The sequence below is a fragment of the Streptomyces sp. NBC_00285 genome (assembly GCF_036174265.1).
GTDB lineage: Bacteria > Actinomycetota > Actinomycetes > Streptomycetales > Streptomycetaceae > Streptomyces.
Genome location: NZ_CP108055.1, coordinates 6,692,706 through 6,707,813, shown reverse-complemented (window position 1 = coordinate 6,707,813; position 15,108 = coordinate 6,692,706). Strand labels below are relative to the sequence as shown.

The 15,108-nt window shown below is 67.8% G+C and carries 15 protein-coding genes and 3 pseudogenes; 13 read left to right on the top strand and 5 right to left on the bottom strand.

Annotated elements, in window-relative coordinates; genetic code table 11:
• Positions 1-33: 33 nt before the first annotated feature.
• Positions 34-1,683 (bottom strand): beta-N-acetylhexosaminidase, encoded by a 1,650-nt coding sequence (locus tag OHT57_RS31160; RefSeq protein ID WP_328749904.1) that lies wholly within the window; start codon positions 1,681-1,683, stop codon positions 34-36.
• A 155-nt stretch (positions 1,684-1,838) separates the two neighbouring features.
• Between OHT57_RS31160 and OHT57_RS31155 the strand changes: the two genes are divergently transcribed.
• From OHT57_RS31155 to OHT57_RS31120, 8 genes are all read left to right on the top strand, one after another.
• Positions 1,839-2,387, top strand: coding sequence for a 2-oxo-4-hydroxy-4-carboxy-5-ureidoimidazoline decarboxylase (locus tag OHT57_RS31155; RefSeq protein ID WP_443053505.1), 549 nt, complete (start codon positions 1,839-1,841; stop codon positions 2,385-2,387).
• Between the two features lie 191 nt (positions 2,388-2,578).
• Positions 2,579-2,959: a succinate dehydrogenase, cytochrome b556 subunit gene (sdhC, locus tag OHT57_RS31150; protein WP_079076942.1), complete on the top strand. Its 381-nt coding sequence runs from the start codon at positions 2,579-2,581 to the stop codon at positions 2,957-2,959.
• 5 nt (positions 2,960-2,964) lie between these two features.
• A complete protein-coding gene (locus OHT57_RS31145; protein WP_328749899.1) occupies positions 2,965-3,447 on the top strand; it encodes a succinate dehydrogenase hydrophobic membrane anchor subunit in 483 nt (160 codons plus the stop codon).
• 22 nt (positions 3,448-3,469) lie between these two features.
• Entirely contained in the window at positions 3,470-5,224 is a 1,755-nt protein-coding gene (sdhA, locus tag OHT57_RS31140) for a succinate dehydrogenase flavoprotein subunit (protein WP_328749898.1), read from the top strand.
• Positions 5,224-6,003 carry a succinate dehydrogenase iron-sulfur subunit gene (locus OHT57_RS31135; protein WP_328749897.1) on the top strand — a complete coding sequence of 260 codons (780 nt, stop codon included), beginning with the start codon at positions 5,224-5,226 and terminating at the stop codon, positions 6,001-6,003. Before sdhA ends, OHT57_RS31135 begins: the two co-directional genes overlap by 1 nt.
• Positions 6,004-6,151: 148 nt before the next feature.
• Positions 6,152-6,772 carry a hypothetical protein gene (locus tag OHT57_RS31130; protein WP_328749896.1) on the top strand — a complete coding sequence of 207 codons (621 nt, stop codon included), beginning with the start codon at positions 6,152-6,154 and terminating at the stop codon, positions 6,770-6,772.
• A 3-nt stretch (positions 6,773-6,775) separates the two neighbouring features.
• Positions 6,776-7,120: a hypothetical protein gene (locus OHT57_RS31125; protein WP_328749894.1), complete on the top strand. Its 345-nt coding sequence runs from the start codon at positions 6,776-6,778 to the stop codon at positions 7,118-7,120.
• 95 nt (positions 7,121-7,215) lie between these two features.
• Entirely contained in the window at positions 7,216-7,902 is a 687-nt protein-coding gene (locus OHT57_RS31120) for a hypothetical protein (protein WP_328749892.1), read from the top strand.
• Here OHT57_RS31120 and OHT57_RS31115 read toward each other — a convergent pair.
• Entirely contained in the window at positions 7,840-8,652 is an 813-nt protein-coding gene (locus OHT57_RS31115; protein ID WP_328749891.1) for a hypothetical protein, read from the bottom strand. The genes OHT57_RS31120 and OHT57_RS31115 overlap by 63 nt on opposite strands.
• Before the next feature lie 807 nt (positions 8,653-9,459).
• Between OHT57_RS31115 and OHT57_RS31105 the strand changes: the two are divergent.
• From OHT57_RS31105 to OHT57_RS31085, 5 genes and pseudogenes are all read left to right on the top strand, one after another.
• Positions 9,460-10,246: pseudogene (locus OHT57_RS31105) on the top strand (hypothetical protein).
• A 103-nt stretch (positions 10,247-10,349) separates the two neighbouring features.
• Positions 10,350-10,493, top strand: a pseudogene (locus tag OHT57_RS31100) (site-specific integrase); the annotation flags it as partial.
• A gap of 146 nt (positions 10,494-10,639) precedes the next feature.
• A complete protein-coding gene (locus OHT57_RS31095; protein WP_328753375.1) occupies positions 10,640-11,860 on the top strand; it encodes an MFS transporter in 1,221 nt (406 codons plus the stop codon).
• Between the two features lie 356 nt (positions 11,861-12,216).
• Positions 12,217-12,357: a hypothetical protein gene (locus tag OHT57_RS31090; protein WP_328749890.1), complete on the top strand. Its 141-nt coding sequence runs from the start codon at positions 12,217-12,219 to the stop codon at positions 12,355-12,357.
• Between the two features lie 398 nt (positions 12,358-12,755).
• On the top strand, positions 12,756-13,346 hold the full coding sequence (locus OHT57_RS31085; RefSeq protein WP_328749889.1) for an ATP-binding protein: 591 nt from the start codon (positions 12,756-12,758) through the stop codon (positions 13,344-13,346).
• Between the two features lie 170 nt (positions 13,347-13,516).
• Here the strand turns inward: OHT57_RS31085 and OHT57_RS31080 are convergent.
• From OHT57_RS31080 to OHT57_RS31070, 3 genes and pseudogenes are all read right to left on the bottom strand, one after another.
• Positions 13,517-13,765, bottom strand: a pseudogene (locus OHT57_RS31080) (Tn3 family transposase); the annotation flags it as partial.
• Positions 13,766-14,100: 335 nt separating this feature from the next.
• Positions 14,101-14,496, bottom strand: coding sequence for a DUF2752 domain-containing protein (locus OHT57_RS31075; RefSeq protein ID WP_443053634.1), 396 nt, complete (start codon positions 14,494-14,496; stop codon positions 14,101-14,103).
• A gap of 73 nt (positions 14,497-14,569) precedes the next feature.
• Positions 14,570-15,052 (bottom strand): TM2 domain-containing protein, encoded by a 483-nt coding sequence (locus OHT57_RS31070; protein WP_328749888.1) that lies wholly within the window; start codon positions 15,050-15,052, stop codon positions 14,570-14,572.
• Positions 15,053-15,108 lie beyond the last annotated feature (56 nt).

Sequence of the window (15,108 nt, the reverse complement as noted above, 5' to 3'; positions counted from 1 at the left end):
GGCACCCTCCGTCCACAGGGAATCCCGGGTTCCTCAGCCCAGCCGATCCCCGAGCGCCTTGAACTGCGTCCAGGTCAGAGTCGGCTTCCCCGGATCCCACAGCTTCTGGACCGTCGCCCGCAGGGGCATCCTGATCCCGGCCGCGACCTGGTCCTGCGTCTGCGCGTTCGGGTAGTCGCACCACACCGCGAAGGCCCCGCCGAGGATCTGGCCGTCGTACTGCGAGGAGACGGCCGTCGTGCCGCGCAGGACTCTCGGCGTCCACTGCTCGTAGATGCGCCGCCCCGTCGGATAGACGAAGGTCTGCGGCTCGCCGAGGACGTAGTACAGGAACTCGTCGTTGTAGTTGACGACCTTGCGCCCCGCACTCAGATACGCCACGGGCGGCCGGGCGCCGATCTCCTTGCCCGTCCAGTAGGCGACCCGGATGTCGGCGGCGGCCCGGACGGACGTGTCGCGGAAGAAACCGTCGTTCCACGCCTGCGGGATCTTGCCGTGGGCACGGACGGTGTGGGCGCGGTCGTTGAGCCATCCCGTCGTCAGGTCCGCGACGGTGGCCCCGGAGCCGTAGGCCTTCCTGGCGGCCGCGGCGAGCTGCGGGTAGGTCGTCGCCGGGCTGGACACCGTCAGCGCCCGGTACTCGTCGCCGCCGAGGTGCCAGTCGGCGCCGGGGAACAGCGTGGCGTACTCGTTCAGCAGGTCGTCGACGATCTTGGCGGAGGCGGGCTCGGAGATGTCGACGGCACCCTGCGGCGCACTCCCCGACGCGCTGCGCAACTGCAGTTCGGGGTGGGCGGCGATGACCGCGCCCAGATGCCCGGGAGAGTCGATCTCCGGTACGACGGCGATGTGCCGCTGGGCCGCGAGGGCGACGATCCGCCTCACCTGCGCCTTGGTCAGATGGTTCCTGGACACGATCTCCGGGTGCGAGTCGGACTCGATCCGGAAGCCCTGGTCGTCGGAGAAGTGCAGCTGGAGCCGGTTGAACTTCAGGTCGCCCAGCTCGCGGACCCGGTCCTCGATCCAGCCGGCCGTGAAGGGCTTGCGCGCGATGTCCAGGGAGAACCCGCGCACCGGCTCGGCCGGCTCGTCGCGCACGACGCCCTCCGGCGCCGTACCGCCGCCGTGCACCTCCTGCTTGAGCGTGCGGGTGCCGTAGAACACGCCCGCGTCGTCCGCCCCGCTGATGACGACCCGCCCGCCGCGCACGGTCATGCCGTACGACTCCGGGTCCGCACCCTCGTCGTCGTTCAGCGTCAGCCGTACGTCCCCGGCGCGCACGTCGCCCTTCTGCCCGGCGTACGTCAGCCCCAGCTCACCGGCGAGGAGGCGGCCCTCGTCGGCGAGGTCGGCGTCGTCCACCACCACACGCAGCCCTGCGGCGGGACGCCAGCCGGGGCCGCGCGCCGGGGTGTGGGCGCGGACGGCCGGGATGGTGCGGGGCGTGGTGGACAGGGGGTAGGAGCGGGTGGGGCTGGGAGTCGGGCTCGGCGCCCTGGAGGAGGCCGCCGATCCCTGCGGTCTGCCCGAGGCCGACTGGGCCTGTGACTGGGCCGACCCGGCCGGGGCACCGTCGTTCCCCGCCCACAGCGCCAGACCCACCCCGGCCGCGACGGTGGCGGCGACCGCCCCCGCGATCAGCCCGCGTGCCTGCTTCTCCGATCGCTTCCTGTGCTGACTCACATCGTCAACCTAGGGCCTGGCACGAGATGATCACGTCCACCACACGTTCCGAAACTCTCCCGTGCGGGTGAAATTCGGGCATCCGTCGGACAGGTCATGTCCACACTCGATAACGTGACGTCACACCTCTCACAGCTTCCTCTGCCGAAACACACGTGACGCCCACACAATTTCCTGGCCGAGTGGCCATACCGCCCCTGCCCACCGTCCTGGGCGCCTTCAACATCGCGCCCGCCGAAGAGGCCCGGTCCCTCCTTCTGAGCTGCCTGCACAGCCTCCGCTGGGCTGAGCGGGTCGCGGCACACCGCCCGTACCCGACCGTGGACGCGCTGCTGGCCGCGTCGGACGAGGCGGCGTACGACCTCACCCCCACGGATCTCTCCGAGGCCCTGGCGGGCGAGACCCTGCCGGTACTGCCGGACGGCGCCCACTCGGCGGCCCACATGGCCATGGACGCGGCCCACGCGGCCTACGAGGCCCGCTTCGGCCACGCCTTCGTCATCTGCCTGGACGGCCTGCCCGCCGGTGAGGCCCTGGACCACGCGCTGGCAGGCATCCGGTCACGATTGACAAACGATCCGGAAGACGAGCGGGTGGTGGCGGCAGAGGAACTCCGCCGCCTGGCGAGGCAGCGGCTGGTGACCTCTCTGCGGGGCGTGGGACACCGCGCGACCAGCCCGCACGGCACCGCACCCGGCGCATAACAGTCCAGACCGCCTCATCGGCCGCCCAGTTCCCCCATCCGCGTGCCACTTTGATCACACAGGCAGGCCCCGGCTGAGCCCGGCGGCAGCGCATGGATACGATGCTGAGGGCCGGTGGACCGTACCCGGCCGGGCCCGACCGACCGACACAAGCCGGCGGGGCCCCAATCCCCGCTCCCGGAGGGACTTCCGTGCCGGCTGGAACGCTGTACCGCGGCCGGGAAGGAATGTGGTCCTGGGTGGCTCATCGAGTCACCGGCGTCCTCATCTTCTTCTTCCTGTTCGTTCACGTGCTGGACACCGCTCTCGTGCGTGTCTCCCCCGAGGACTACGACAAGGTCGTGTCCACGTACAAGACCCCGCTCGTCGCGTGCCTGGAGTACGGCCTCGTCGCCGCCATCCTCTTCCACGCGCTCAACGGCCTGCGCGTCATCGCCGTCGACTTCTGGTCGAAGGGCCCGCGCTACCAGAAGCAGATGCTCTGGTCCGTCGTGGGCCTGTGGGTCGTACTCATGATCGGGGCGATCTACCCCGTCCTCGGCCACGCCGCTCGTGAACTGTTCGGGAGCTGATACCGATGGCGACCACTGAAACCACCGCTTCCGGTATCGGCCCCGTCGAGGGTGACTCCGGCTACGGCGTCACCAACCCGGCGCCCCTCATCGAGGCCCCGCGCAAGCGGACCAAGAAGACGCCGAAGTCCACCCGCGGCAACTTCGAGATGTACGGCTGGCTGTTCATGCGGCTGTCCGGCATCGTCCTGGTCGTCCTGGTCATCGGGCACCTGCTGATCCAGCTCGTGCTCGACGGCGGCGTGTCGAAGATCGGCTTCGCGTTCGTCGCGGGCCGCTGGGCGTCCCCGTTCTGGCAGGTCTGGGACCTGCTGATGCTGTGGCTCGCGATGCTCCACGGCGCCAACGGGCTGCGCACGATCATCAACGACTACGCGGAGCGCGCGAACACCCGGCTGTGGCTCAAGGGCCTGCTCTACACGGCCACGGTGTTCACCATTCTGCTGGGCACGCTGGTGATCTTCACCTTCGACCCGAACATCCGCTAGGCACGGGGCTGAGGAATTCCTGATGAAGATCCACAAGTACGACACCGTCATCGTCGGCGCGGGCGGCGCCGGCATGCGCGCCGCGATCGAGTCGACGAAGCGCAGCCGTACCGCCGTGCTCACGAAGCTCTACCCCACCCGCTCCCACACGGGTGCCGCGCAGGGCGGCATGGCCGCCGCGCTGGCCAACGTGGAGGAGGACAACTGGGAGTGGCACACCTTCGACACGATCAAGGGCGGTGACTACCTGGTCGACCAAGACGCCGCCGAGATCCTGGCGAAGGAGGCCATCGACTCGGTCCTCGACCTGGAGAAGATGGGCCTGCCGTTCAACCGCACCCCGAACGGCACGATCGACCAGCGCCGCTTCGGCGGCCACAGCCGGAACCACGGCGAGGCCCCGGTCCGCCGCTCCTGCTACGCGGCCGACCGCACCGGCCACATGATCCTCCAGACGCTGTACCAGAACTGCGTCAAGGAGGGCGTGGAGTTCTTCAACGAGTTCTACGTCCTGGACCAGCTGATCACCGAGGTCGACGGTGTGAAGCGGTCGGCGGGCGTCGTCGCGTACGAACTGGCGACCGGCGAGATCCACGTCTTCCAGGCGAAGGCCGTGATCTACGCGTCCGGCGGCTGCGGCAAGTTCTTCAAGGTGACGTCGAACGCGCACACCCTGACCGGTGACGGCCAGGCGGCCGTGTACCGGCGCGGGCTGCCGCTGGAGGACATGGAGTTCTTCCAGTTCCACCCGACCGGCATCTGGCGCATGGGCATCCTGCTGACGGAGGGCGCCCGCGGTGAGGGCGGCATCCTCCGCAACAAGGACGGCGAGCGCTTCATGGAGAAGTACGCGCCGGTCATGAAGGACCTCGCGTCCCGTGACGTCGTCTCGCGCTCCATCTACACGGAGATCCGCGAGGGCCGCGGCTGCGGTCCCGAGGGCGACCACGTCTACCTCGACCTCACGCACCTCCCGCCGGAGCAGCTGGACGCCAAGCTGCCCGACATCACGGAGTTCGCGCGGACCTACCTCGGTATCGAGCCGTACACGGACCCGATCCCGATCCAGCCCACCGCGCACTACGCCATGGGCGGCATCCCGACCAACGTCCAGGGTGAGGTTCTCACCGACAACACCACGGTCGTCCCGGGCCTGTACGCGGCCGGCGAGGTCGCCTGCGTCTCAGTCCACGGCGCGAACCGTCTCGGCACGAACTCGCTGCTGGACATCAACGTGTTCGGCCGCCGAGCCGGCATCGCGGCCGCCGAGTACAGCCAGAAGGCGGACTACGTCGAGCTGCCGGACAACCCGGCGGAACTGGTCCTCGGCCAGGTGGAGGCGCTGCGCTCGTCCACCGGTACGGAGCGGGTGGCGGTCCTGCGTCGCGAGCTCCAGGAGACCATGGACGCGAACGTCATGGTGTTCCGCACCGAGCAGACGATCAAGACGGCGGTCGAGAAGATCGCGGAGCTGCGCGAGCGCTACAAGAACGTCTCGATCCAGGACAAGGGCCGGCGCTTCAACACCGACCTTCTCGAGGCGATCGAGCTCGGCAACCTCCTGGACCTCGCCGAGGTCATGGCGGTCTCCGCGCTGGCGCGCAAGGAGTCCCGCGGCGGTCACTACCGCGAGGACTACCCGAACCGCGACGACGTCAACTTCATGCGCCACACCATGGCGTACCGCGAGGTGGGCGACGACGGCACCGAGTCCATCCGTCTCGACTACAAGCCGGTCGTCCAGACCCGCTACCAGCCGATGGAGCGTAAGTACTGATGGCAACCCCTGTTCTGGACAAGGCGGACGCGGCCGGCGAGCCCGAGCCCGGCTTCGCCGACTCCCCCTACATCACGATCACCCTCCGCGTGCGCCGCTTCAACTCCGAGGTCTCGGCGGAAGCGGTCTGGGAGGACTTCCAGTTCGAGATCGACCCGAAGGAGCGCGTCCTCGACGCCCTCCACAAGGTCAAGTGGGACATCGACGGCACGCTGACGTTCCGCCGTTCCTGCGCCCACGGCATCTGCGGCTCGGACGCCATGCGGATCAACGGCAAGAACCGCCTTGCCTGCAAGACGCTGATCAAGGACATCAACCCCGAGAAGCCGATCACGGTCGAGCCCATCAAGGGCCTGACGGTCCTGAAGGACCTGGTCGTCGACATGGAGCCGTTCTTCCAGGCGTACCGGGACGTCATGCCCTTCCTCATCACGAAGGACACGAACGAACCGACGCGCGAGCGCTTCCAGACCGCGGAGGACCGCGAGCGGTTCGACGACACGACGAAGTGCATCCTCTGCGCCGCCTGCACGTCCTCGTGCCCGGTCTTCTGGAACGACGGCCAGTACTTCGGCCCGGCCGCGATCGTCAACGCCCACCGCTTCATCTTCGACTCGCGTGACGAGGCGGGCGAACAGCGCCTGGAGATCCTGAACGACCGCGACGGCGTCTGGCGCTGCCGCACCACGTTCAACTGCACGGACGCCTGCCCGCGCGGCATCGAGGTCACCAAGGCGATCCAGGAAGTGAAGAGGGCGCTGATCACTCGGCGGTTCTGACCTTCTCAACCTCGCCTCAGGGCCCTGTTTCCTTCACTTGGGAAACGGGGCCCTCTGGCGTTTTGGCCGGTTCGCCCTCCTGCCAGTGAGTACATTTCGCCGTCACACTCCGAAGCACGTGTTCTGTGGCGCTGTCGGAGGGGGAGGCGTGACGGAATACCAGGCGCCCACGGGCGAGAAGGATCCTTGGGCTGCACCGGAGCCCTACGGCTACGGACAAGGCAGCGCATCAGCCCTATTCATCGCAGCACCTCTCCTCACGGCCGCTGCGCTCAGTCTGGCCGGAGTGGTCGGGGGCGCTGACGACGAGTTCCAATGGCCCGGCCCCACTCTGCTACTCCTCGTCACCGCAGCTCTCGCGCTGATCGCGAGCATTCAGTTCGCCTATCACGCCCGCCTGTATCTCTATTCCCACGGCGATCTGGAGTCCTGGCTGGGTCCCGCGCACGTCAAGGCCTTCGCTTCGGACCTGCGGGTGAAACAGGAAAGGGATCAGGAGGTCTGGTCCAGGTATCAGTTATGGGCAGTTCATGCCTTCAACTCCGGCACCATCCTGCTGGGGATCGGAATCGCCGCAGCCCTGGTGCCGCCAGACTGCGGCAGACAGATCGAGTGCCGGTGGGCAGCGTCCATAGTCGTGTTGACGGCCACATTGACTGATGCGGTCTGGGTGATTTACATGCACATGAGCGCATTCGGAAAGACAAATAACTGGTTCTACGCAGCCGTGCGACGACTCATCGGGGTACGGCTCAGAAGGAGGGGATGACACTTGTTCACCCACACCGAACTGCCAGGTTTTCCGCCGCCCTTGGCTCCACCGGAAAGAAGGAAGCAACCCATCTGCTTCCAATGTCGCCGGATCGTCGTCCCCGACGAACCAGAGGACTGGGCCGGTTACCAGCCGCAGCATCTCCAGGCCTGGGAAGCCACACTGTCATCTCCCGATCCAGTGACCGGCACGTTATTCCCAGACCCTCTCGGCAAGGAACCGAAGCACCATCCGGAGTGCGAATACCGCGAACTCCCGCCTGTCGTCATGTGGTTCATGGACAAGCCGACCGCCCTCATCTACCGCCAAAAACTCTGGGAAGCCCGTCGGCGATCCACCGAATGAGCGCCCCGACCCGCTGCCTGCCCCGTCTCCCCGCCGCACTACGATGACACCGCGCGCCGCCACCGCAATGCGGCGAGAGTGGGAGTCGGCCGGCGATGGTGGAGGACAGGCAGCGGGCGTCGCGGGGTAGAAGTAGGCTCGGACTGCTCGCGGTGGTCGTCGGCTGTTCTCTCATCGGTGACCCCGTGCAACGCGCCTATTCCACATGGGAGTTCACCGCCAGATGGTGGCCTTGGGCGCTACTTGGCCTGGCCACGTTCAATCTGTTGCGCACGGCCATGTCTCCCGCCTCTCTTATCGCTCCGCTCGTGCTCGCCACCGTGTCAGCAGCGGCATTGCTGTCGGCAGGCGATATCAGCACCGGCATGATCATCGATTTCGGGCTGCCCGCAGTGTTGGCAGTCGGCGGTTCTTTGCTCATCGGCACGGCAGTTCCGGACCAGCCGAGCAACCACTGGAGCCGGACTCTGACGACGGGAAGGATCGTCATACCCGCGGACGCGGCCGGAACCCTCACCCTCCGGTCCGTGCTCGGCGAGTTGAGGGCCGATCTGACGCGAAAATCGGCGGGAAGCCCGACCACGGTGAACATCACCGCCGTCGCCGGCCATGTGCGGGTGGACATCCCACGCAACCGGTGGGTCGAGGTGAATGCTTCGGGAGCCCTCCTGACGCGCATAACCGAGACGGGCCCCGCCCCCGATGAACTACCAGATCCTTCAACCGGATTCGTCATCCATGTGCTCGGCGTATGCGGATCGGTCGGCATTGCGCGAGTGTGACCGGCCCCCGCCATGACGATAGGCTCTGTGAATCCGTCCTTGTCCCGTGAACCGGGCGGTGACCTCGGCGAAGGTCTCCTTCTCGGTCACCGGGTCCTCCGGCAATGGGTGGTGCAGCGCATCGAGCAACTCGAACCGGTGCAGGTCGTAGACCACATGCATCAGCCCGGAATAGGCCTGTGCCGCGATGACCGCTCCCTTGTAGGCGACACCCGCAAAAACTACCGGGCCACCGCACAGCCACCAGGAGTTCGGCTCGTCATAGAGAGCTACACCGTATGTCAGAGCCACAGCCAGGAAGCTCCAGCAAAGATTGACAGCAGTATCCAGAGCGTCTCTCGTCGAATTCAGCGCTTCGGACATGCGGTCCGAGATCTGCATATAGATTCGCGGCCACGAGGCGAGTGTAGAAAGACCGTATCGCTCACCCGCACTCAGCTCACCGGCCCGCAGGGCATTGCCCAGCGCGGTCGGCAGCAGAAGATCCACGGGCGGACGCGCGCCCAGTCGGCGACCGGCGTCCGCGCGCACCTCACGGGCCTGCGCGCTTGGCGCCGTTTCCCCCACCCGCTCACGCAGCACCTCCCACCGCCTGCGCTGCACTTCGACCAGCACGCCGGCGAGCCCGGCGGTCGCAGGCCAGCGGTACCAGTACCCCTCCAGCACCCGCACCGCGCGCACCTGAAACGGTTGGAGCAGCAGGGCCAGTATCGACGTACATCCGACGAGGACTGCCAGGGTTCCGGCCATGGCCGCTGGGGTCCCCGGGAGCACTCGTTGCCAATGGCTGGGCCCGCTGAAGGCACCTGCTCGCAGCGCAGCCCAGACGGAGGCGACAAAGAGAGCGCACGGCGCGAATTGCACCGCCAACACCCGCCGCACGAAGTCCCCCATTGGTCCGGCTGACTTGGGCACCTGTCTCAGGCGTCACTGAACGCTCATCAGTATGACTTCCGGGCATGGGTGGTGGCACGGACGGAACAACGGCAGGTCGGTTCAGCTCTCCCCCATAGCGCGTCCGGGACGCTGGACGACGCCGTCAGGTCGACCTCGGTGTCAAGGGGACGGAGACTTCGAGGCGTCCGTGGATGATGCCGGTGACACCGTAAGAGTTCATGGCCGGGTCGAGTTCGTAGACGACAGGGAAACTCTGGTCGTCGTCCTGTTCCACACGTCAGAAGACTTGCCGCAACGGGGCGTTGTCCGGCAGACGCATCGTCCGGCTGTGGAATCGTTTCGGCTGCCTCATGAAGACGAGGCTCCCGTCGATCAACTGTGCGGAGGGAGGCCCGGAATCCGGTCGAGGCCGTCCGCGGTCCAGCCTCGGCCAGCGGTATGCCAGATCGTCGTCAGATGCGGCGCTCATCGGTGCTCCCACGGGGCGGAGTCTCGCCAGTCGCTTCAGCGCAGCGAAACCGCAGCCGCCTCCCTCAATGAGTGATCCGGTGGAAAGACTCACCTTCGTCGAACCTGCGAACAGGGCACTCCCAGGGTCAACACCGGCCAAGCCCTGTGTGCTTATTGTGACTTGTGTGGCGCCAGTCGCAGACTGCTCCCATGGCACTCCTGAGGAAATCCGCCGCCACGCTGTGCGCCGCCGCGGCGGTACTGCTCGCGACACCCCCCCACTGCCTCCGCGACCCCCGCTCACCACGGAACACTTGCCCGGGAGAACTTCGACCGGCTCCCGCTCGGTGCGGTCGCCGAGGGGCCGGGCTGGACCACCGACGTCTCCGACGGGACGCTGACCGTCGTTCCCGGTTCCACCGGTCGCGGCCGTGAGCTTCGGATTCGTACCGACGGCAACGGTCGGGCCTTTCTCGTGTTCGACGACCTCAAGGCGCCCGGCAACAGCTTCTGGGGGCGGGTGCGGCTGCGGGTCGCAGGGTTCCCCAGTGCGCCGGACTGGGCCCACTGGACCGTCGCCGAGGCGTCCGGGGCGGACTCGCCCACGCTGGTGCGGCCGTTGGGCGGGCAGTACGCGCCGACCGACGGCGCCAACTTCTGGGGCGTCGGGTCCGATCTGGGGCCCACCGGGGACTGGACGTCCTGGAAGACCTCCTCGCCGGCCGTCGCCGGGAGGTGGCAGTGCGTCGAGTTTCATCTCGATGCCACCGACAACCGGGTCACCGTGTACCTGGACGGCGTGGAGCAGTCCGCCCTGACCGTGTCCACGAAGGAACACGGGGGCACCGCGGACGACTTCGTCTTTCCTGCCTTCGACAGGCTGAAGCTGGGCTGGCAGCTCTACCAGGCGGACCCCACGCCCTCGTCGTACGACATCCGCATGGACGACATCGCGCTCGGCACGCGGCGGGTCGGCGGTTGCGGAAACGGAGACTGAGACGGAGGCTGAAACCGGGATTGCGCCCGGGTGTGCCGGGCGTGATCCACTTCGGCGGTCATGAGCTGAGTGGCCTCTGAGGAAAGGCTCCGGGGGTAGGGGGCAAGGCGCCTCGCTGCTGATGCTGATGCTGATGGCAAAGTCACTGCACTAGAAGCCGGAGAACGTCCGCCGCTACTTCGTGCCTTCCCCCGATGCGAGCTCGAAGTTGACCAGTCTGCTCGCACCTGGCGACAGCAGCCGGTGAATGTGCGGTGCTGCCGTGACCGGTGCGTGTCCACGTCCGCGTCTCCCCCCGGTCCCATGTGGGCCGTGGTGAGAACTGGGGCACGCGCTATAATGCACCAGTCGGCCTTCGGCGCCCCAAGTTGGGTGCGCGCGGAGGCTTTTTTCATGCCTTCTGACACATCTGCCTCCGCCACACCTCCCACCACCTATCGTGACCTGCTCCGCAGCCGTGAATTCGTCGGCCTGTACGCCAGCTTCATGCTGACGGTCGCCGCGAGCACCTTGTCGGGCTTCGCGCTCGGCACGCTGGTCGACCAGCAGACCAAGTCCCCGTTCCTGACCGCGGTGAGCATGTACAGCGCCACCTTCGCGACGGTACTCGGTGCGCTGACGCTGATGTCGGTCGCGGACGGAAGCCGTCCTCGCCGGACCCTTGTCGCGCTCCAGTGCGTCTCGCTCGCAGGTGTTGCCGCACAGGCGGTTCCAGGACTGCCGCTCCCCGCCCGGTTCGGTCTGCTCCTTGTACTGGGGTTCTTCCAGTCCCTGGGAACGGGGGCGCGGATGGGGCTGCTCGCCGAAGTGGTGCCGACCTCCACCTATGCACTGGCACGTTCGCTGATGAACATCACCTCGGGAGGCATGGCCATCCTCGGCTACGCCATCGGCGCCGCACTGTTGCGGTACCTGAGCCCGCAGGAGGTCTTCGCCGTCGCGACAGTCCTGACCGGCGGCGGACTGATCATTGTGGCGGTGACGGTCCGGGAACGCTCGATTCGTCTGACCCGTCGCCCCGGACTGCGCCAGACCTGGACGACGAACATCGAGCTCTTCTCCCACTCCGGCCAACGCGCGCTGCTGCTAAACCTGTGGGTCCCGAATGGCCTGATCGTTGGCTGCGAGGCCCTGTTCATCTCCTACGCCCCCCGTCACGCCGGCATCTTCCTGGCCGCCGGATCTGCTGGCATGCTCCTCGGTGACCTGACTGTCGGGCGACTGCTCACCGCCGAGCAGCGACGCCGCTACGCATTCGCCCTGCGACTGCTGCTCGCCGCCCCCTACCTGTTGTTCGCCGTGCACCCGCCCGTGCTGGTGGCGACAGCCGCAGTGTTCATCGCCAGTGCTGGCTTCGCCGCCACCCTGCCTCTCCAGGAACAGCTTCTGGAGTTGACCCCTGATCCGGTCCGTGGCCAGGTCCAGGGAGTTGAGTCCGCCGGCCGGATGACGTGGCAAGGTATCGGAGCCGCGATCGCCGGCGGCATTGCCCAGCACTTCACTTCTGGTACGGCCATCACCTTTGTGGCTGCCGTCTCCATCGCCATCACCGTATTCTCCCGGCCCTTCGTGGTCCGCGCCCGAGCCGTCCGCGTCCAGGCGGCCAACGCATAGAGACCCCACGAAGGTGCGAGCGGCGGGCGCGGCCAGACATGTCCGCCGCGTCTCGCTACTCGTCGACAGCGCCCGGGGCACGGAGGGGCCGCATTCCGCCAGGCAGCTCGGGACGCTGGAAGGAGTAGCGGCCCAGCATCTCCTTGTCTGGACACCTTCGAGTGACGCTCGAATCGGCGCCGTGGCGGTGGAGGTGCAGGGTTCGTTGGTCCACCTGAGTGCAGGCTCGGGCAGGCCGGTATGCGGGTGGTCAAGGAACGCAATGGCGGTGTCGTACGGCGCGTGCGGTTGGTCGACGGCGACGGTGAACAGGTCACGGCGGCCTGCCGGTTATCCTCGGGCACCGCAACGCGCAGATGTCCGCCCCCTACTCCCGCATCAGCGACCCCGTCCTGAAGGAGCCGCACAAGAAGGTCATCGCCGCCGGTGGACGAATCGCGGGCCCGGCCGCGGAGGAACTGCTGACCAGCCGGATCGGCGAGGACACCCTGAACTGACTCAAGATCAACTTCTTCAAGACCGAACTCGAACTCGGCCACTGCCTGCGGGCACCCGCCGAGGGACCCTGCGAGTGCGACCTCTACCTCCGCTGCTCGAAGTTCCTCACCACGAGCGAGTAGGCACCGCGCCTGCGACCCCGCCTCGCCCGTGAACAGCAGCTCGCCCAAGGCGCCGTCGAACGCGGCTGGCCCCGCGGGGTCGAACGACACAAGGCCATCGCCGAAACGGGTCTGCGGCCTCCTCGCCGATCTCGGAGAGAGCGCCGAGCCCGGCCCGGGCGATCACTGCTGAGCGGTTGATTTCGGCAGCCTCAACGAAAGCCCCGACCGATACTTGTCAGATGGATGGATCAAGGGCCTCTTGGGTCAACACCACGCACGATTGGGCCGGCATCGTGGACGCGGACCATCTCGCTCAGATCCGCCAGGAACCAGCAGAGTTCGCTCCGGGCGGACCGGGACACCTTGTTCTTGAGATCGTTGCTTATGCCGCTGACGAGGCAGCGAGCCGGGACGGCGGACGGTGTGTGGTCACGCTGAATACCGACGGCTCCGTCTCGGTGCAGGATGACGGACGAGGCACCGACACTCGGACCGGCGAGCATGGCCAGGTGGTGAAGAAGCCGGTCATGGCCACGAAGGACCTTCGGTTCTTCGACCTCCCAGAGCCGGAACGGCTTCCGGACGGATATCCGCGTCGCGGCATGTCCGTCGTCGCAGCGCTCAGCGAGTGGCTGATTCATACCAACCGCCGTCTCAACGGATCCTGGACCCAGCGCTATGAGCACGGCGTCCCAGTGACCGATCTGGAGCCCGTCGAGGCCGACGGGTCCACGGGCACCTGCGTCCGCTTCCTGCCAGACGAAGCCCTGCGCTCGCAGTGGTCGTTGGCCGCGGGCGATCTGGCGCGGTGGTCCGAGCACTGGCCCGACCTGACTGTCCACCTCGAAGGCCAGCACGGCGACGGGGACTGGTCAGGTCCGTGACCGCGGGGCGTCACGACCGAATTGCACCAGGGCGAGCGGCCCGGTCTACCCTCGACCCTCCGTCCCAACGCCCGGCCTCGGTGGCCTGGAGGCGGTAGGCGCTGGAGCGGGTCTCGATCAAGGGCACTTGAAGTTGAGCCGGGTCCCGCACACGGAAAATCGTCCAGATAAACGTTGATGTGATGGCGGACGAACGGGGAGAGACGGGCGATGCCCTCATCGCGGACGTCGAAGCCGTCGGCGCGGAGCTGTGAGGGCGGCGTCCAGGTAGCAGGTGTTGAACAGTACGAGGGCGTTCAGGACAAGGCCCAGGGCGCCGATCTGGTCCTCCATGCCGTCCTGGTAGCGCTGGTAGAGCTGCCCGGCCGGCCGTGGAAGATCTTCCGGGCGAGGGCGTGGCGGCTTTCCTGGAGGTTGGCCAGCGGCGACAGGCTTTCCAGCCCCTCAGGCCCGGATCACTACAGGCCTGACAGGCCTCGCCGCGCGCGGAAGGGATACAGACCGGCTGATCTACGACGCCTACCGGTCCCGAGAGTGTAACCGGCCCGCGGCGCGGCCGAGTTGGGCTTCGGGACAATGCAGCGGTACCGGTCGTTCGGGGTGCGGAGGTCGTGTGCAGGGCTACCTCCGCGTGTCCGGCCGTCGTGCCGTCGACCGTCCGCGGCAGGCGGCAGGCGGCAGGCGGCAGGCGGCAGGCGAGAGTGCCGGCCAGGGGGTGGTGGTCCACTCCGGGCCGGGACGGGCCGCCGGTCTGTCAGACGATGTTGCGGACCACCGTCCAGGTCACGGCGACCGCGAGGACGGCCAGTTGCGCACGGGGGCTCAGTGTGGGGCGCCAGCGGCGGCCGTGCAGGCCTTCCCACGCCCAACGGCCCAGCAGGACGAGGGCGTAGGGGGAGGCGAGCAACAGGACCCGGTTGTCCAGCCAGGCCTCCGTGAAGTGGCCGTGCATCAGGTCGTACACCATGCGGGTGCCGCCGCAGGCCGGACACAGCAGGCCGGTGAGCATCCGGAACGGGCACTGCGGCAGGACGTGGCCGGGTTCGTGCGGGTCGGTGCGGTAGAGGTACACGGCACCGGCGGCTCCCGCGGCGAGCACCGCTGAGGGCGCTGCCGCGGGGTGGCGCAGCGGGGACCGCCGTACGGGCACGGCGGGTGCCGTGCCGGACGCGAGGGATTCGGAGGGCGCGGGCCCGGCCTCGGAGACGGCGGGGCCCTGCGCCCTAGCTCCGGAGGATCCGGCCTTGTTCATCGGTGTGATCGTTCCCGGTGAGCAGGAGGATGCCGTCGATCAGCGACCAGACGCCGAACCCGCCGCAGGTGAAGAGCTGCGCGAGCCCCATCCCGACGTTGCCCAGGTAGAAGCGTCCGACGCCGAAGCCGCCGAGGGTGATCTGCAGAATGCCCGCGATGACCTTCGACTTGTCGGAGTACGGCCGCCCGTAGGGGTCGTAGCCGTAGGGGGCGTTGGGGTCTCCGGTGTACGTCCCCGGAGGCGGGTAGTAGCCCGGGGGCGGGTAGGCGCCGGGAGGCGGATAGCCGGGAGGCGGGTACCCCTGCTGCTGATGACCCTGCTGCTGCCCGTACGGGCCCGACGGTCCGGAAGGTCCGGGCGACCCGGGTGGTCCGGGCGGGCCGGGCGGGTCCGACGGCTGGTGCGGATAGCCGTACCCGTCGGGGCCTGGCTGCGGTTGCTGCTCGCTCAAGAGGACTGCTCCTGGGGACCGAAGCGGGAGAACCCGCGAAAAGACGACAATGAGCC